The 17980-nt window shown below is 68.7% G+C and carries 16 protein-coding genes; 11 read left to right on the top strand and 5 right to left on the bottom strand.

The genetic code is table 11. The annotated features are described in order from the left end of the window. The first annotated feature begins 95 nt into the window (after nt 1–95). Both BJY22_RS33280 and katG read left to right on the top strand, forming a co-directional pair. Entirely contained in the window at nt 96–524 is a 429-nt protein-coding gene (locus BJY22_RS33280) for a transcriptional repressor (RefSeq protein ID WP_167214909.1), read from the top strand. A 28-nt stretch (nt 525–552) separates the two neighbouring features. After that, on the top strand, nt 553–2760 hold the full coding sequence (gene katG / locus BJY22_RS33275) for a catalase/peroxidase HPI (RefSeq protein WP_167214906.1): 2208 nt from the start codon (nt 553–555) through the stop codon (nt 2758–2760). Nucleotides 2761–2856: 96 nt separating this feature from the next. Here the strand turns inward: katG and BJY22_RS33270 are convergent, their stop codons facing one another. From BJY22_RS33270 to BJY22_RS33260, 3 genes are read right to left on the bottom strand one after another with little or no spacing between them, the layout of a single operon-like run. After that, nucleotides 2857–3276 carry a PPOX class F420-dependent oxidoreductase gene (locus BJY22_RS33270; RefSeq protein ID WP_167214903.1) on the bottom strand — a complete coding sequence of 140 codons (420 nt, stop codon included), beginning with the start codon at nt 3274–3276 and terminating at the stop codon, nt 2857–2859. A 17-nt stretch (nt 3277–3293) separates the two neighbouring features. Further along, the gene (locus tag BJY22_RS33265) at nt 3294–3809 is read right to left on the bottom strand and encodes an alpha/beta fold hydrolase (protein WP_167214900.1); all 516 of its coding nucleotides are present in this window, start codon (nt 3807–3809) and stop codon (nt 3294–3296) included. 16 nt (nt 3810–3825) lie between these two features. Then, nucleotides 3826–4314 carry an EamA family transporter gene (locus BJY22_RS33260; protein ID WP_167214897.1) on the bottom strand — a complete coding sequence of 163 codons (489 nt, stop codon included), beginning with the start codon at nt 4312–4314 and terminating at the stop codon, nt 3826–3828. 342 nt (nt 4315–4656) lie between these two features. On the opposite strand from BJY22_RS33260, the gene BJY22_RS33255 reads away from it, so the two are divergent. Together BJY22_RS33255 and BJY22_RS33250 are read left to right on the top strand one after the other, a co-directional pair. After that, nucleotides 4657–6042, top strand: coding sequence for a DUF1800 domain-containing protein (locus tag BJY22_RS33255; protein WP_337759706.1), 1386 nt, complete (start codon nt 4657–4659; stop codon nt 6040–6042). A gap of 16 nt (nt 6043–6058) precedes the next feature. After that, nucleotides 6059–7309 (top strand): DUF1501 domain-containing protein, encoded by a 1251-nt coding sequence (locus BJY22_RS33250; protein ID WP_167214894.1) that lies wholly within the window; start codon nt 6059–6061, stop codon nt 7307–7309. 115 nt (nt 7310–7424) lie between these two features. Here BJY22_RS33250 and BJY22_RS33245 read toward each other — a convergent pair whose 3' ends face one another. Together BJY22_RS33245 and BJY22_RS33240 are read right to left on the bottom strand one after the other, a co-directional pair. Beyond that, nucleotides 7425–8759, bottom strand: coding sequence for a sensor histidine kinase (locus BJY22_RS33245; protein ID WP_167214892.1), 1335 nt, complete (start codon nt 8757–8759; stop codon nt 7425–7427). Beyond that, nucleotides 8756–9430: a response regulator transcription factor gene (locus BJY22_RS33240; protein ID WP_167214889.1), complete on the bottom strand. Its 675-nt coding sequence runs from the start codon at nt 9428–9430 to the stop codon at nt 8756–8758. The genes BJY22_RS33245 and BJY22_RS33240 overlap by 4 nt, the downstream gene beginning before the upstream one ends. Nucleotides 9431–9754: 324 nt before the next feature. Here BJY22_RS33240 and leuA point away from each other — a divergent pair, with 324 nt between their 5' ends. The 7 genes from leuA to BJY22_RS33205 all read left to right on the top strand — a co-directional run bounded on the left by leuA (nt 9755) and on the right by BJY22_RS33205 (nt 17953). Beyond that, on the top strand, nt 9755–11428 hold the full coding sequence (gene leuA, locus BJY22_RS33235) for a 2-isopropylmalate synthase (protein ID WP_202892487.1): 1674 nt from the start codon (nt 9755–9757) through the stop codon (nt 11426–11428). A gap of 255 nt (nt 11429–11683) precedes the next feature. Continuing rightward, on the top strand, nt 11684–12784 hold the full coding sequence (locus BJY22_RS42040) for an ABC transporter permease subunit (protein WP_202891373.1): 1101 nt from the start codon (nt 11684–11686) through the stop codon (nt 12782–12784). Nucleotides 12785–12790: 6 nt separating this feature from the next. After that, on the top strand, nt 12791–13687 hold the full coding sequence (locus tag BJY22_RS33225; RefSeq protein ID WP_167214883.1) for an ABC transporter permease: 897 nt from the start codon (nt 12791–12793) through the stop codon (nt 13685–13687). Nucleotides 13688–13689: 2 nt separating this feature from the next. Next, complete coding sequence (locus BJY22_RS33220) at nt 13690–14775, top strand: ABC transporter ATP-binding protein (protein WP_167214880.1); 1086 nt, start codon at nt 13690–13692, stop codon at nt 14773–14775. After that, on the top strand, nt 14772–15827 hold the full coding sequence (locus tag BJY22_RS33215) for an ABC transporter ATP-binding protein (protein WP_167214878.1): 1056 nt from the start codon (nt 14772–14774) through the stop codon (nt 15825–15827). The genes BJY22_RS33220 and BJY22_RS33215 overlap by 4 nt, the downstream gene beginning before the upstream one ends. Further along, nucleotides 15827–16033 (top strand): hypothetical protein, encoded by a 207-nt coding sequence (locus tag BJY22_RS33210; RefSeq protein ID WP_167214875.1) that lies wholly within the window; start codon nt 15827–15829, stop codon nt 16031–16033. Before BJY22_RS33215 ends, BJY22_RS33210 begins: the two co-directional genes overlap by 1 nt. 57 nt (nt 16034–16090) lie before the next feature. Next, nucleotides 16091–17953: an ABC transporter substrate-binding protein gene (locus BJY22_RS33205; RefSeq protein WP_167214873.1), complete on the top strand. Its 1863-nt coding sequence runs from the start codon at nt 16091–16093 to the stop codon at nt 17951–17953. The last annotated feature ends 27 nt before the right edge of the window (nt 17954–17980 follow it).

Below are 17980 nucleotides of genomic sequence, written 5' to 3'. Positions count from 1 at the left end.
TCCACCGAGACACCCGGTTACCGCGACTGGTTTATCCCCCGACAGCTCGCACGACACTCTTGACTGATTCCAGACTGCGGAGAAGACTCGCGAACGTGGCCATCGAGTCCGAACTCGAGCAGGTGCTGCGGACGGCCGCGCTCCGGGTCACCCGTCCCCGGATGGCGGTACTGCGGGCCGTGCACCGGCATCCGCACGCCGACACCGACGGGATCATCCGGGCCACCCGCGACGAGCTGCCCGACGTGTCCCATCAGGCGGTGTACGACGTACTCCGCGCGCTGGCCGACGCCGGTCTGGTCCGGCGGATCCAGCCTGCCGGGTCGGTGGCCCGCTACGAGGCGCGGGTGGGGGACAACCATCACCACTTGGTCTGCCGGTCCTGCGGCACCATCGTCGACGTCGACTGTGCGGTCGGGCATGCGCCGTGCCTGACCGCGTCCGACGACCGGGGATTCGTCGTCGACGAGGCCGAGGTCGTGTACTGGGGCCTGTGCCCCACGTGCGCCGCCGGCACTTCCTGACATCAGCAATCGCACGGAGAGGTTGATCATGTCCGACACATCCGGCGTTACCCAGCACGGCAGTGAGAGCGAGAACCCGGCGATCGACTCCCCGACGCCGAAGGCCGGCCGGCCGCACACCAACCGGGACTGGTGGCCGAACCAGCTGGACCTGACGATCCTGAACCCGCACGCGGCGAAGTCGAATCCGATGGAGGAGGACTTCGACTACGCCGAGGAGTTCGCCAAGCTCGACGTCGACGAACTCAAGCGCGACCTGGCCGAGGTGATGCGGACGTCGCAGGACTGGTGGCCCGCGGACTTCGGGCACTACGGGCCGCTGTTCATCCGGATGAGCTGGCACGCGGCCGGCACGTACCGGATCGAGGACGGCCGCGGTGGCGCCGGCGACGGGGCGCAGCGGTTCGCGCCGCTGAACAGCTGGCCCGACAACGCGAACCTGGACAAGGCCCGCCGGCTGCTCTGGCCGGTGAAGCAGAAGTACGGCCGGAAGATCTCGTGGGCCGACCTGCTCGTCCTGGCAGGCAACGTGGCCCTGGAGGACATGGGGTTCACGACGTTCGGCTTCGGATTCGGACGGGAGGACATCTGGGAGCCGGAGGAGATCTACTGGGGCCCGGAGGACACCTGGCTCGGCGACGAGCGATACAGCGGTGACCGTGAGCTGGGCGGCCCGCTCGGCGCGGTCCAGATGGGCCTGATCTATGTGAACCCGGAAGGCCCGAACGGCAACCCGGACCCGCTGGCCGCGGCCCGCGACATCCGCGAGACGTTCGGCCGGATGGCGATGAACGACGAGGAGACCGTCGCGCTGATCGCCGGCGGGCACACGTTCGGCAAGACCCACGGCGCCGGCCCGGCGGAGAGCGTCGGTCCGGAACCCGAGGCGGCGCCGCTGGAGGCCCAGGGACTCGGCTGGGAGAGCAGCCACGGCAGCGGCAAGGCCGGCGACACGATCACCAGCGGGCTCGAGGTGACCTGGACGCCGACGCCGACCCGGTGGGGCAACGGCTTCTTCGAGAACCTGTTCGGCCACGAATGGGAGCTGACCGAGAGTCCGGCCGGCGCCAAGCAATGGGTCGCGAAGGACGCCGAAGAGTCGGTGCCGGACGCGCACGACCCGTCGAAGAAGCACCGTCCGACGATGCTGACGACCGACCTCGCGCTGCGGTTCGACCCGGTCTACGGCCCGATCTCGCGACGCTTCGCCGAGAACCCCGAGGAGTTCGCGCTCGCGTTCGCGAAGGCCTGGTACAAGTTGCTGCACCGCGACATGGGTCCGGTCTCGCGCTTCCTCGGCCCGTGGGTGCCGGAGCCGCAGCTGTGGCAGGACCCGGTTCCGGCGCTCGATCACGAGCTGATCGACGATGCCGACATCGCGGCCCTCAAGGAGAAGATCCTCGGTTCCGGCTTGTCGGTGCGGCAACTGGTGTCCACGGCGTGGGCGTCCGCGGCCAGCTTCCGGGGGACCGACAAACGCGGCGGCGCGAACGGCGCGCGGCTCCGGCTCCAGCCGCAGCGCGACTGGGAGTGCAACGAGCCGGCTGAACTGGCGAAGGTCCTGGAGACGCTGGAGCGGATCCAGCACGACTTCAACGCGTCGCAGCCGGGTGGCAAGCGCGTGTCGCTCGCCGACCTGATCGTGCTCGGCGGCAGCGCGGCGGTCGAGCGAGCAGCGAAGAACGCCGGTCAGGACATCACCGTTCCGTTCCGCCCCGGCCGGACCGACGCCACGCAGGACCAGACCGACCTCGACTCGTTCGCGGTCCTCGAGCCGCGGGCCGACGGGTTCCGGAACTACCTGCGAGCCGGGGAGAAGCTGTCGCCGGAGACGCTGCTGCTGGACCGCGCGTACATGCTCACCCTCACCAGTCCGGAGATGACCGTTCTGGTCGGCGGTCTCCGGGTGCTGGGTGCGAACGTCGGCAACGCGCGACACGGCGTCTTCACCGACAGGACCGACACCCTGTCGACCGACTTCTTCGTCAACCTGCTGGCACCGGGAACCGAGTGGCGGGCCTCGGAGTCGGACGAGAACCTGTTCGAGATCCGGGATCTCGCGACCGGCGAGCGGAAGTGGACCGCGACGGCGGCCGACCTGATCTTCGGGTCGAACTCGCAGCTGCGCTCGTTGTCCGAGGTCTACGCGAGCGCCGACGCCCAGGAGAAGTTCGTGAAGGACTTCGTGGCCGCCTGGGTCAAGGTCATGGAGCTCGACCGCTTCGACCTGCGTTGAGGTACTGCGTTCCGGGCCCGCTTCTCAGAAGCGGGCCCGGAACGTTGTTCAGGACGGTGCCGGGCCCGCTTCTCAGAAGCGGGCCCGGAACGTTGTTCAGGACGGTGCCGGCATTCCGTAGGCGTGGTCGACCGTCATCGAGAACATCAACCTCTTGTCCTGCACCATCGCCGCGCGGTACTCGTCCCAGTCCGGGTGTTCGCCGGAGGCGGTGCGGTAGTAGTCGACGAGGTCCTCGACCACCGCGTCGTACGGGTCGGCGGCGACCGGGCTGAGCTCGGCCTTGCCTTCCAGGACGAGGTACGAGCGGCCGTTCGGGCCGTTGACGTACAGGCTGGCGCGCGGGTCGCGGCGCAGGTTCTTGGTCTTGGCGCGGCCGTCGGTCAGCGAGATCCGCACGCGGTCGCCGTCGAACACGTAGGTGATGTTGGACAGCTGCGGCCGGCCGTCGCGCTTGATCGTGACCAGCACACCGAGCCCGTGCGTCCCGATCCGGTCGAGGAGGGTTTCCGTCATGCCCACAGCCTAGGAACTCAAGCGCACTTGAACGCAAGGAACCCGCGGACCGCGTCGAGCCAGCGGTCCGGCGCGCGGGTGTGGATCCGGTGCCCGGCCGCGATCGTGCTGACCGTTGCCGAAGGCATCGAGTCCGCCACCAGCGCGAACCGGTCCTGGTCGAGGTGACTCCGCGGACCGCCGGCGAGCATCAGGGCCGGTGCGGTGACGGCGGACAGACCGAACCACCAGGCCGGCGGCGGCACCGGTAGCTCCTCCAGCAGCAGTCGCTCGACGCGGTCCGGGGCTGCGACCGCGACGGCGCTCGCGACGAAGGCGCCGAGCGAGTTCCCGACGATCGTGAAGCGGCCGAGCCCGTCGAGGTCACGCAGTACCTGGTCCCGGAAGTCGTCGAGCAGGTAGGGGCGACGTCGCGGAGCCTGCCCGTGCCCGAGCAACGTCGGACAGTGCACCCGGTATCCCAGCGCCTGGAACTCCGGCACGAAGCGGCTCCACGTCGACGGGCCGCTCGTACCAGTATGCAACCAACTCACGCACCGAACGCTCCTTTCAAACACTCACCAGCAGTACGCCTGCCAGCACGACGGCCAGCCCCGCGACGTGTGGACGCTCGCGCAGGACGATCGCTCCGAGACCTGCGCCGAGTACGACGTTCAGCGTCCGCCCGACCGCCACGGTTCCGACCGAGGCGAACGACAACGCCAGCAACACGAGCCCGTAGCTGAGCGGTGTCAGCACCGCGACCGGCACCGCCGACCGCCACTGTCCGAGCGCCCCGCGGAAGTCCCGGACCACCGCGGAGAGGACGACGACCTGCGCGACATTCGCCACGGCCAGATAGGTCAACAGGTCCACGCCCAGCGACCTGATCGCGAATCCGTCCCACAACGTGTACACCGCCGTGCACCCGGCCACCGCCAACCCGAGTGCGACACCGCGCGCCGGAGCACGAGTTCGAGGCCGGTCGAGCACGAGGACGCCGGCCAGCACCAGGGCGGCGCCGATGTACACCTGAGGCTGGGACGGCAGCGCAGCCATCGTGACCAGTGCGGGGCGCCGTACCTCGGCTGACCGGGTACACCGTCGTGAACTCGCCCAGTGCATACGCCTTCTGCAGCGTCACGGCGTACGTCGTGTGTAGCGCCATGCTCACCAGCCCGGCCCACCAGACCGTCGTGAGTGAGCCGCGGGCGAGCAGGACGAGCGAGATCGGCAACGTCAGCAGGCCGCACAGCCAGACGAACGCCGGACCACCTAGGCCGCCGCGTTTCAGGAGTAGGTTCCAGGCCGCGTGGCAGCAGGCGGAGGCTGTCAGCAGGCCTAGGGCGATCACGCAGACAGTGTCTACAGGATGGTTGTAGACGTTGTCTACTCGGACCTGTGGATCCGCTGAAGAAAGCCGGCGGACGCTGGTCCGGCGCGGGCTCGCCGGACACGATCGGACGCATGAACGGGATCAGCGAACGAGCCTTGGGCGAGCAGGCACTGGTCCGGCGGCTGAACGACCGACTGGGATTCGGTCCGGTGCCGGGCGACCTGACCGCCGGTGTCGACGCGACCGTACGGCGCCTGCTCGGGCCGGCCACGGATGCGGCGGCCGCCGCGGTCCCGCCGCCGACCGGACTGGAAGCACCGGCCAAGGCGAAGGACGGCAAGGAAGGGAAGAAGGGCGGCCAGGAAGCGAAGAAGGCGGCCAACCGGCAGCGGGCGGCGCAGGAGCGGAAGCTGACGATCTGGTGGCTCGACCGGATGGTGGTGAGCCGGACCGCGGGGGAGCGGCTGACCTGGTTCTGGCACGGGCATTTCGCGACCAGCAACCAGAAGGTCCGCAACGCGGCCTGGATGCTGGCCCAGAACCAGACCCACCGCCGGCACGCCCTCGGCCGGTTCGGCGACCTCGCCGAGGCGGTGATCGTCGACACCGCGATGATCCGCTGGTTGGACGGGCAACGAAACCGCAAGGGCTCGCCGAACGAGAACCTGGCCCGCGAGTTCCTGGAGCTCTTCACGCTCGGCATCGGCCACTACCAGGAAGCCGACGTGGCGCAGGGCGCCCGCTGCCTGACCGGGTGGGTGCTGCGCGACCAGGGCGCGATGTTCCAGCGGAAGCGGTTCGACTCCGGGACGAAGACGATCCTCGGCGAGACCGGTGACTTCGATGCCAAGGAGTTCGCGCGGCTCGCGCTGGCGCAGCCCGCGTCGGCTGCGTTCGTGATCGGGCGGCTCTGGTTCCGGCTCGTGTCCGCGACGCCGCCGGACAGCGCGACAGTCGCCCGGCTCACGACGGCGTACGGCGCCGAACGCGATATCAGGTCGTTGCTGATGGCAATGGTGGGCGAGGCCGGGTTCAAGGATCCGGCGGCGAGTCTGGTGAAGCAGCCGGTGGAGTGGACGGTCGGACTGCTGCGGGCGTTGCGGCTGCGGCCGGGAAAACTGGAGGAGAAGGAGCAGGCCAAGCTGCTCGCCGGGTTGCGGGGGATGGGGCAGCTGCCGTACCGCCCGCCGAGTGTCGGCGGCTGGCCGGCCGGAGCGAGCTGGCTGACGACATCGGCCGGTCTGACGCGGTTGCAGCTCGCACAGCAGCTGGCGAAGATTGCCGACCTTTCGATTGTCGACAACGCGAGGGATCGAGCGGGCGCAGCCGGCGCACTGCTGGGCGTCGACGGCTGGTCCGACCGGACCCGCGCGGCGCTGACCGGCGTGAAGGATCCCGCGCACCTGATCGCGGTCGCGGCCTGCGCCCCCGAATACGTCGTGAGCGCCTAGGTCCTAGGAGGAGATTGTGGACAATCTGACGAGACGGCGGTTCCTGACGCTCAGCGGCGTGACCGCGGCCGGTGCGCTGGCGGCCGGTGCGACCCAAGTGAACTGGTCCGACCTGATGGCGGCAGCTGTCGACGATCCGCTGCCGAGCGAGCAGTCGGTGCTGGTCGTCATCACGCTGTACGGCGGGAACGACGGGCTCAACACCGTCGTACCGGCGGCGGATCCGGCGTACCAGAAGGCGCGCCCGGAGCTCGCGTACGGCGGTGACGAGGTGCTCGATCTCGGCGACGGGCTCGGGCTGAACCCGGGGATGAAGGGCCTGAAGGGATTCTGGGACGACAAGCGGCTGGCGATCGTCCGCGGGGTCGGTTATCCGGAGCCGGATCGCAGCCACTTCCGGTCGATGGCGATCTGGCAGACGGCGTCGCCGAAGTCGCCGGTCCCGAGCGGGTGGCTCGGCCGCTGGCTGGACGCGACCGGAGCGGATCCGCTGCGTGCGATCTCCGTCGAACCGACCCTTCCGCCGCTGCTGGCGGGGGAGACCACGGCCGCCGCGTCCTTGCCGCTGCGCGGGCTGGCGTTGCCGGGTGGTCCGGTCGGGACGGCGTACGCGGCGCTGGGGAAGCCGAGCCCGGGTGAGGGTCCGTGGCAGGCGAAGGCGGCCAAGTCGGTGCTCGACCTGCAGAACGCGGCACAGGTACTGGGGAAGGCGGTCCGCAGCGGTCACGAACGTGAGGACGAGGACGACGAGGAGCGGAACAAGGGCGCGTCCGCCGGCGGTGCGTCGCAACTCGGGGCACAGCTCGAACTCATCGCAGGACTGATCGAGGCCGGCGTACCGACACGGGCGTACTCCGCCTCGCTGGGCGGCTTCGACACGCATGCCGACGAGCGGGGCACGCAGCAGCGGTTGCTGACCGAGCTGGACGGCGCGCTGACGCCGTTCGTCCAACGCTTGCAGAAGACCGAGCGGGGGAAGAACGCGATGGTGCTCGTGTACTCCGAGTTCGGCCGCCGCGTGCAGGCGAACGGCAGCGACGGCACCGACCACGGCACCGCCGGCCCGGTGTTCCTGCTCGGCGAGAAGGTCACGGGCGGCTTCTACGGCGAGCAGCCCAGCTTGACGGACCTCTCGAACGGCGACCTACGCACGACCACCGACTTCCGCGACGTCTACGCCACGGTCCTCCACCACGTCCTAGGCGCCGACCCCGCAAAGATCCTCGCCAACCACACCACCACGATCCCCAACCTCCTCCGGGCCTGACCGTCCGGCCTCTCGTGGGTATACGTCCGAGATGCAGGGTTTGCGGCCCGGATCCGGGTGGTGAACCCTGCATCTCGGACGTATACCCATCAGAGGGGCGTGCTCCGAGCGGGGGTCACGGCAGGCGGGGGAGGACGAGGTGGAAGGCCGCGCCTTGGCGGCCGTCGGCGCGGTCTGTCACTGTCAGGTCGCCGCCGTGGGCTCGGGCGACGCCGCGGGCGATGGCCAGGCCGAGGCCGGCGCCCTTGCTGTGCGGTCCATGCACCAGGCGGGCGAAGATGCGTTCGCGAGCAGGCGGAGGTACGCCGGGGCCGTCGTCCTCGACCAGTACGCCGGTCGGTGCGACCGTGATGCGGAGCGCGCGGGCGCCGGCCTGACGGGCGTTGTCGACCAGGTTGGTGAGGACCTGGGTGAGGCGATCCGCGTCGGCGGTGACCGTTGCCGAGCCGTGAAGCTCGACGGTGACCTCGGGGGCTATCAGGCGGAGGCGGGCGGCTTGTGCCTCGGCGAGCTCGCGCAGATCGACAGATGCCAGCTGCAGTTGGAGGCCGGCGTCGATGCGGCTGAGCTCGAGCAGATCGGCGACCAAGGTGCCGGCGCGGCGGGACTCGCGGACCAGGAGAAGTTCCAGCTCCTCGCGCTGTTCGGCCGATGCGTCCGGACCCAGCTGGATCAACGTCTCAGCGGCTGTCTGCAGACCGGCCACCGGCGTGCGCAGTTCGTGCGCGGCGTCGGCGACGAACTCCCGCATCCGGTCCTCCGACTGCCGCGCCACCCGTTCCGCCTGGCGCGCCGTCCCCTCGGCCCGCCGGGCGGCCCCTTCGGCGCCCTCGAGCGCGTTCAGCATCTCGTCGAACGCGGCTGCCGTCCGCCCGAGCTCGGTGTCTACGCGCTCCGGCTGCAACCGGCCGCCGCGCCGCCCCGCCGCGATCGACCGCGCCAACCCGGTCATCGCGTCCAGCGGCGCCAGCGCGAGCCGCATCCCGAGCGCCAGCGCGAACGCGGTGATCAGGATCGCCAGCCCGCCCGAAACGATCAGCACGTTGCGCAACCGCGCACTCGCATCCGCGAGCAGCCCGGTGTCCGCGGACAGCAGCAGCGTCGCGCCCTTCGTCTGCTGGCCCGCCTGCAACGTCGCCTTCACCTGCCGCACGGTCCCGCCGGCCTCGATCGGCGGAGCGCCCAGCTGCCGCCCGTTCCGCAGTACCAGTGTCACCCGCACCCCGTCGGCGTCCACCCGGCGCACCAAGTTGCCTGGTGCAACGTTCTGCCGGGCGAGCTGCTGTGCCAGCTGCGCCCGCCCGGTCAGCAACGAGTCGAGACTCCGCTCCGCCTGTGCGTCGAACACCGCCTTCACGGTCAATCCGGTGACGGGCAGGACCACCAGCAGTACGGCGATGGCGGTCAGCGTCACGCGGATGCGCAAGGACGCAGTACGCAGGCCGCTCATGTACGCAACACGTACCCGGAGCCGCGGACGGTGTGCAGTAGCCGCGGTCCGTGCGCCTCCAGCTTGCGGCGCAGGCCGCTGACGTACACCTCGACCAGGTTGTCGGCGTAGTCGTCGTACCCCCAGACGGCCGTCAGCAGTTGCGTCTTGCCGACGACCTTCTCGGCGCGGCCCGCGAGGAACGCCAGCAGCTTGAACTCGGTCGCGGTCAGCTCGATCTCGGACCCGGCCCGGCGTACGACGCGGGCCTCGACGTCCACCTCCAGGTCCCCGACGGCGAGCACGGCTCGGAGCCGGCCCATCCGCCGTAGCACCGCCTCGACCCGCGCGATCAGCTCGGCCAGCACGAACGGCTTGACCACGTAGTCGTCCGCCCCGGTCCGCAGTCCGTGGAGCCGGTCGTCGACGGCGTCACGGGCGGTCAGCAGGATCGCCCCGGCGTTCGACGTCTCGCGGACGACCGCCAGCAGCTCGAACCCGTCCCGCCCGGGCAGCATCACGTCGAGCAGCACCAGGTCCGGGCGGTACTCCGCCAGCTCCCGCTCGAAACCGTCGCCGTCCGGCCGGGTGCGGACGTCGTACCCGGCCTCGGTCAGGGCGATCCCGACGGCGGTCCGGATCGGTTCCGCGTCCTCGACCACCAGTACTCGCGCCGTCTGCTGCGCCGTCATCCGGCCATCCTCGCACCAGCCCGGTGCCGCTCCGCGACCCGCGGAACCCGATCCTCAGCACATCCTCAGCGAGCGGCCCGTCACTCTCCGTGTCTCGCCGGTCGAGACCCCCGGTTCGACGGGCCGGGGGAGTTGTGCATAGACTCGCTGGCATCATGCGGCACCAGCTTCTCCTCCTTCGCTGCCGCGGCGAGGCCTGACAAGGCCGGTCCCTCGCCGCGGAGTTTCGTCGTACGCCGGTCGTCCTTCACGACACCCGTACTTCCGAGGAGAACCCCCGTGGCACCGAAGAACCAGCCTCAGCCCGTGCAGCAGCCGTCCGGTATGCCGATCCACCGCTACCGCGCGTTCCCGCCGATCGACCTGCCGGACCGCACCTGGCCGGCCAAGTCCGTCGACAGGACCCCGCGCTGGTTGTCCACCGACCTCCGCGACGGCAACCAGGCGCTGGTCGAGCCGATGTCGCCGGCCCGCAAGCGGCGGATGTTCGACCTGCTGGTGAAGATGGGCTACAAGGAGATCGAGGTCGGTTTCCCGAGCGCCAGCCAGTACGACTTCGACTTCGTCCGCAGCCTCATCGAGGACGACGTCATTCCGGACGACGTGACGATCTCGGTGCTGACCCAGGCGCGCGAGGAGCTGATCGAGCGCACCGTGCAGTCGCTGCAGGGCTCGCCGAAGGCCACGATCCACCTCTACAACGCGACCGCGCCGCTGTTCCGCCGGGTGGTGTTCAACGTCGACAAGGCCGAGTGCCGGGCGATCGCGGTCCGCGGCACCGAGACGGTGATGAAGTACGCCGACGAGATCCTCGGCGACTGCGAGTTCGGGTACCAGTACAGCCCGGAGATCTTCACCGGTACCGAGCTGGGGTTCGCGCTCGAGGTGTGCGAGGCGGTCAGCGACGTCTGGCAGCCCGCCGAGGGCCGCGAGATCATCCTGAACCTGCCGGCCACCGTCGAGATGTCCACCCCGAACGTGTACGCCGACCAGATCGAGTGGTTCTCGCGCAACCTGACCCGTCGCGAGCACAGCACGATCAGCCTGCACCCGCACAACGACCGCGGTACGGCGGTGGCCGCGACCGAGCTGGCCCTGATGGCCGGCGCGGACCGCGTCGAGGGCTGCCTGTTCGGTCACGGCGAGCGGACCGGCAACGTCGACCTGGTCACCCTGGGGATGAACCTGTTCAGCCAGGGCATCGACCCGCAGATCAACTTCTCCGACATCGACGAGATCCGCCGCACGGTCGAGTACTGCACGCAGATGCGCGTTCCGGAGCGGCAGCCGTACGCCGGCGACCTGGTCTACACCGCGTTCTCGGGCTCGCACCAGGACGCGATCAAGAAGGGCCTGGAGGCGCTCGACAAGCAGGCAGCGGCCGAGGGCCGGCCGGTGGGCGAGATCGCCTGGGAGGCGCCGTACCTGCCGATCGACCCGAAGGATGTCGGCCGCTCGTACGAGGCCGTGATCCGGGTGAACTCGCAGTCCGGCAAGGGCGGCGTCGCGTACATCATGAAGTCGGAGCACCGGCTCGACCTGCCGCGCCGGCTGCAGATCGAGTTCAGCCGGGTGATCCAGCAGCACACCGACAACGAGGGCGGCGAGGTCGGCCCGCAGCAGATGTGGGACATCTTCGCGGCCGAGTACCTGGCGCCCGGCGCGCTGTCGCTGCTGACCGTCACCTCGACGTCCGGTGAGGGCCAGGGCGACCAGCTCCGGGTTCAGGTCTATGCCAACGGCGTCCCGCACGAACTGGTTGGTGAAGGCAACGGTCCGGTCTCGGCCTTCGTCGACGCGATCCGGCCGCTGAAGTACGACGTCCGCGTGCTGGACTACCACGAGCACGCGCTCTCCGCGGGCGGCGACGCACTGGCGGCCGCCTACGTCGAGTGCGAGGTCGGCGACGAGGTGTTCTGGGGCGTCGGCCGGGACGCGAACATTCTCACCGCCTCGTTGAAGGCCGTCGTGTCAGCTGTCAACCGCGCAACGCGCTGAACCGTCAGAAACCTCCAGAATCTCTGGGGGAATTGCCCGTCTCCGTGTCGGAGGCGGGCAATTCCTGTACGCGCCGGTACCGTTGCGTCACGGTGCGCAACGTTGTCTCAACGTTGCCTCAAGTCGTTGACTCGATGACCAGGGTTGCGCAGACTGTCTGCACAATGCGCAGATCCTTGCAAGACAGTGTTACTAAGTCTGGCTGATCAGGGTCTGCGCCACCGACTTTCCCCTGCAGTCGCGTGGAGGTGAGCAGTGAGCGGTGCGGTCGACACGTCCGCGGCGAAGCTGATCGAAGGACCGGCCGTCGAACCGAGCCCCTCGGCTGTTCGGCGCTTCTTCAGCGCCTGGTTGGTACGAAGACTCCTGAAGGCGCTCCTGACCGTCTTCATCGTCACCACCGGCACGTTCTTCCTGGTCCGGCTGCTGCCGGGCAACCCGGTGGAAACGTACATCCAGACGCAGATCGCGCAGACCGGTATCTCGTACGAGGCGGCCGCGGCGCAGGCGCAGAACCTGTTCTCGCTGGACCCGGACGCTCCGCTGATCTCGCAGTACTTCACCTACATGGTGAACCTGCTGCACGGCGACTTCGGCAACTCGATCCTGTCGCCAGGCACCACCGTGGCGCAGGTGATCACGACCTACCTGCCGTGGACGCTGTTCTCGGTCGGTGTGGCCACCGTGATCAGCTTCGCCGCCGGCATCGTGGCCGGCATGATCATGGCCTACCGCCGGGAGAGCTGGGTCGACCATACGCTCAGCTCGCTCGGCGCGCTGCTGCACGCGATCCCGAACTACATCCTGGCGATCCTGATCGTGGTCTTCCTCGGCGTGAAGCTGCAGTGGTTCAACCTGACCGAGGCGCGCGGTTCGTACACACCCGGCGTTGAGCCGTCGTTCAGCCTGAGCTTCCTGAACGACATCTTCTACCACGCGACGCTGCCGATCCTGGCCTACGCGCTGACCACGGTCGGCTCCTGGGCACTGGTGATGAAGTCGTCGACGGTGGAGACACTCGGCGAGGACTACGTGACGGTGGCCCGGGCGCGCGGCCTGTCGGACTCGCGGATCCGGTCCGGGTACGTCGGGCGGAACGCCGTACTGCCACTGTTCAGCCAGCTCGCGGTGTCGCTGGGGTTCGTGGTCGGCGGTTCGATCTTCGTCGAGCGGATCTTCGGCTACCAGGGCATCGGTTTCAGCCTGTTCAACGCGATCAACGGCCGCGACTACCCGGTGCTGCAAGGGATCTTCCTGGTGCTGACGATCTCCGTGGTGGCGGCCAACCTGCTGGCCGACATCCTCTACAGCCGACTGGATCCGCGAATCCGGCTCAGCGGCAAGGCCAAGGGGTGAACTGAGATGACTGAAGCTTCGATTCCGGTCACCTCGATCGGCACGACAGGTGTCTCCCGGTTCGCGGGCATCCTCAGCTCGCTGCGCCGCAGCCCGGCCGGCTTCATCGGCTTCGTGGTGGTTCTGCTGCTGATACTGATCTCCGCGATCGGGCCGTTCTTCACCCCGGAGATCGCGCCGAACGTCAAGGAGATCCTGCTCCCGGCCGGCTCGCCGGGCCACCTGCTCGGCACCGACAACGAGGGCAAGGACGTCCTGGCCCAGATGATCGGCGGCGGCCGGACCGTCATCTTCGTCGGCTTCTTCGCCGCGGCGATCTCGACGGTCATCGCGATCATTCTCGGGTCCCTGGCCGCCTACCTGGGCGGCTGGTTCGACTCCGCGGTGGTCACTGCGGTCGACGTCTTCCTGACGGTCCCCACGATCATCCTGCTCGCTGTCCTCGGTGCGTTCTTCAAGCTCGACTCACCGCTCCTGCTCGCGCTCCTGGTCGGCTTCCTGTCCTGGCCGGTGCTGACCCGGGCGGTGCGTGCGCAGGTCCTCTCGCTCAGGGAGCGTGAGTTCGTCGAGGCGGCCCGGCTGCTCGACCTCGGGACGGTGCGGGTGGTGTTCGTCGAGATCCTGCCGAACATGGCCAGCTTCATCCTGATGAACTTCATGATCGGCGTGACGAACGCGATCTACCAGCTGGTCGGCTTCTACCTGCTCGGCCTGGCACCGCTGAGCGGGGCCAACTGGGGCATCATGCTCAACCGCGCCTGGATCGCCGGCGCGATCTTCAACGACGCGAGCCTGGCGTGGATCCTCAGCCCGATCGTCGCGATCGTCCTGCTGCTGCTCGGATTGGTGATGATGACGAGATCCCTCGAAGAGATCCTCAACCCGCGGCTCCGGGACCGGTGAGCATGGTGACGACGACTACCTCAGGCGCGGCTCGCGCGGTGCGCGGCGGCGAGGGCAAGCCGCTGCTGTCGATCCGCGACTTCAAGGTCGAGTACCGGACCGGCGCCGGTGCGACGGTGCAGGCGGTGCGCGGTATCGACCTCGACCTCTTCCCGGGCGAGAGCCTCGCCCTGGTGGGCGAAAGCGGCTGCGGCAAGACCACGTTCGGGCTCGGCCTGCTGCGGTTGCTGCCGCGTCTGGGCCACGCCAGCGGACAGGTGACGTTCAACCGCGGCGACGGCACGACGATCGACGTGCTCGGCCTGAACGGCAGGGACCTGCGGGACTTCCGCTGGCGGGACGCGGCGATGGTCTTCCAGGGCGCGATGAACGCGTTCAACCCGGTGCTGAAGATCCGCGCCCACATGCACGACACGATGCGCGCGCACACCAAGGCAAGCAAACAGGAGATCGAGGACCGGGCGGCTGAGCTGCTCCGGCTGGTCCGCCTCGAGCCGACCCGGGTGATGGACAGCTACCCGCACGAGCTGTCCGGCGGTATGCGGCAGCGCGTGCTGATCGCGATGAGCCTGCTGCTCGAACCCGAGGTGCTGATCCTCGACGAGCCGACCACGGCGCTCGACATCCTCACCCAGCGGTCGGTCGTGGACGTCCTGCACGAGGTCCGCGAGCGGCTCGGGTTCTCGATGATCTTCATCTCCCACGACCTGTCGCTGGCCGCCGAGCTCGCCGACCGGGTCGCCACCATGTACGCCGGACGCATCATCGAGACCGGTGGCGTCCGGGACATGTTCTACCGGCCGCGCCACCCGTACACGCTCGGCCTGATCAAGGCCGTGCCGCCGATCGTCGGCGACCTGCCGGACATGGAGTCGATCCCGGGCGGTCCGCCGAGCCTCGCCGCGCTGCCGCCGGGCTGCACGTTCAACCCCCGCTGCAAGTACGCGACCGACGAGTGCAAGGAGGAGGACCCGCCGCTGCTCCCGATCACCGACGAGCCCGGTGACGCGCACGAAGCGGCCTGCATCCATTGGAAGGAGGTGCACCTCGAGCGCGAGGTGCCGAGCGACTTGGGGAACGCATCATGAGCGCGCTGGAGAAGTCCCCTGAGACTGAGGCCGCTGCCGCGACGCCGCTGATGACGCTCGACGGCGTCAGCCAGGTGTTCGACACCAAGGCCGGGCCGATCCGGGCGGTCGACAACATCGACCTGTCGGTCAATCCCGGCGAGGTGCTCTGCCTGGTCGGCGAGAGCGGTTCCGGGAAGACCACCGCGGCCCGGATGGCGGCCGGCCTCGCCAGGCCGACCAGCGGCCAGGTCGGCTTCGACGGCACCGACATCTGGTCGATGAACCGGAACGACTTCGGCACCTTCCGTCGCAGCGTGCAGTACGTCCACCAGGACCCGTACGCCTCGCTGAACCCGACCCGGACGATCCTGCAGACGATGATCGCTCCGCTGCTCAAGCACGGCGTGGTGAAGAACAAGAAGGCCGCCGTCGTGCGAGCGACCGAGTTGCTCACCAAGGTCGACCTGACCCCACCCGAGACCTACCTGTCGAAGTTCCCGCACCAGCTGTCCGGCGGCCAGCGCCAGCGCGTCGCGGTCGCCCGGGCGCTCACGCTGGACCCGAAGCTGATCATCGCGGACGAGTCGACCTCGATGCTGGACGTGTCGATCCGGATCAGCGTGCTCGCGATGCTCGGCCGGCTGCGCGACGACCTCGGCGTCGGGTTCCTGTTCATCACCCACGACCTGGCCATCGCGAAATACTTCGGCTGGCACGGCAAGACCGCGGTGATGTACCTCGGCCGGATCGTGGAGTTCGGGCCGACGCCGAAGATCATCAACGCGCCGACGCATCCGTACACCCGGGCGCTGATCGACGCGATCCCGGAGCCGGACCCCGACCTGACCAAGACCAAGGGCCGCGAGTCGCTGCGCAGCCTGGAGATTCCGAGCCTGGCGCACCTGCCGTCCGGCTGCACGTTCCATCCGCGCTGCCCGCTGTTCGAGGACGGGCTGTGCGACGGGAAGGTGCCCGAGCTCATGGAGATCCGTCCCGGCCAGTCCGCCGCGTGCCACGTGGTGGCGCGCGACGGCGTACCAGAGAAGCGGCCGGATGAGCCGGGGGCCTGATGGGATCACAGATCGGGCGCTTGGCGCTCGGCTGGGCGGCCTTCCTGGTGCTGGCCAGCGGAGTGCTGCTGCTCACCCTGACGCCGGGCACCCCGCAGTTCGTCGTCACCCTGTTCACCTTGTGTTTGGGCCTGCTACTGGGCCTGGTGGTCGTCGTCGGAGTCGTCCTGACCCGGCGCCGGGAAAAACGCGAGGGCGGTAGTTAATCCCACCAGTAGTACCTGACCCACATGGGCGTGTGGTCAGTTCAGAAAGGACGAAGGATGAGTCCCACCGACACCAACGATCCCGGCACCAACGGGACGGGCGCGAGCGCCCTGACCAACGCGGTCTCTCGCCGGCACGTGCTCCAGCTGTTCGGCATCGCCGGTGTCGGCGCAGCCGGCATCGGGTCACTGACGGCGTGCTCGCCGAGTACCCCGAACAGCAACAACGAAGGCGGCGGCAAGTCCGGCGGCGAGTTCCACGGCGCGTACCCGTACCAGCTGCCGCCGAAGGGCCACTTCAACCTGGCCGCCGGTGTCACCGACGGCATCCAGGCGAGCAACAGCCCGTACTTCGACCTCGTCTACCCGAGCGCCGGCATGTACTACTGGGCCGACAAGAAGTGGGAATGGATGATGGCCGAGTCCGGGCAACTGGACGAGGCGACCAAGACGTACACGCTGAAGCTGCGTTCCGGGCTGAAGTGGAGCGACGACAAGCCGGTCACGTCGAAGGACGTCGTATCGACGTTCAACCTCCGCTGGCTGCTGCGTCAGCAGGACTGGACGTTCCTGTCCGACGTCAGCGCCAAGGACGACACCACCGTGGTGTTCACCATCGGTACGCCGTCCACCGTGCTCGAGCGGTACATCCTGCGCGCCGGGATCCTGCCCGACTCGGTCTACGGCGAGTGGGCGACCAAGGCCGAGGCCCTGCGGAAGGCCAAGACCAGCCTGGACAGCCCCGAGGGCAAGAAGCTGAACGGCGACTTCCAGAAGTTCCGTCCGGAGAACCCGGTCGTCTCGGGCCCGTTCAACTTCGACCCGAAGACCATGACCAACGCACAGATGACGCTGGTCAAGAACGACAAGGGCCTGTTCGCCGACAAGGTCGGCTTCTCGAAGGTCATCATCTACAACGGTGAGACCTCCGACATCACGCCGGTCGTGATGAACAAGGACGTCGACTACGCGACCCACGGCTTCGCGGTGGCCAGCGAGAAGACCCTGCAGGGCAGCGGCTTCCGGATCCTCCGGCCGCCGGTGTACTCGGGTCCGTCGCTGGTGTTCAACTACACCACCCACCCGGAGCTGGCCGACGCCAAGGTACGGCAGGCGATCGCGTACGTCCTCGACCGCAACGAGAACGGCACGGTCGCGCTCGGCGACTCGGGCAAGCCGTGCAAGTTCATGGCCGGCTTCTCCGACATCCTCGTGCCCGACTGGATCTCGGACGCCGACCAGAAGAAGCTGCAGGCGTACGAGAAGGACGAGGCCAAGGCCACGCAGCTGCTGCAGGAAGCCGGCTGGAAGAAGACCGGTGGCAAGTGGACGCTGCCGAACGGCAAGCCGGCCGCCTACGACATCAAGTTCCCGACCGAGTTCGCCGACTGGAACCCGGCCGCCACCAACGCGGCCGACCAGCTGAACAAGTTCGGGTTCAACATCACCAAGCGGGGTATCACCTTCACCCAGCTGAACCCGGACGTCCTGGCCGGCAAGTTCGACATCGCCATCCAGGGCTGGGGTGCGTCGAACCACCCGCACCCGTACTTCGCGTTCGTCCAGGACCTGTACACGTTCAACTACGTGATCGCGGCGAACTCCGGCGGCAAGGGCATGAACTTCCCGCTCAACCAGACCACCTCGGCCGGTCCGATCGACCTGAAGGCCGTTGTGGACAAGTCCGCCCAGGGCCTGAACGTCGACGAGCAGAAGAAGAACATCACCGCCGCGGCGATGGCGTTCAACGAGTTGCTGCCGATCATCCCGCTCTGGGAGCGCTACGGTAACAACCCGGCTCTCGAGGGCACCCGGGTGGCGAAATTCCCGGCCGACGACGACCCGATCCTGAAGAACGCGCCGTACGCGGACAACTTCGTGATCATGGGCATGTACTCGGGCAAGGTCGCGCCGGCCTAAACGGGTGGCGTCCTGACCCGATTGTTT

This window comes from Kribbella shirazensis (genome assembly GCF_011761605.1).
Classification (GTDB): Bacteria; Actinomycetota; Actinomycetes; order Propionibacteriales; family Kribbellaceae; genus Kribbella; species Kribbella shirazensis.
This window is presented reverse-complemented; position numbering and strand designations above follow the sequence as displayed.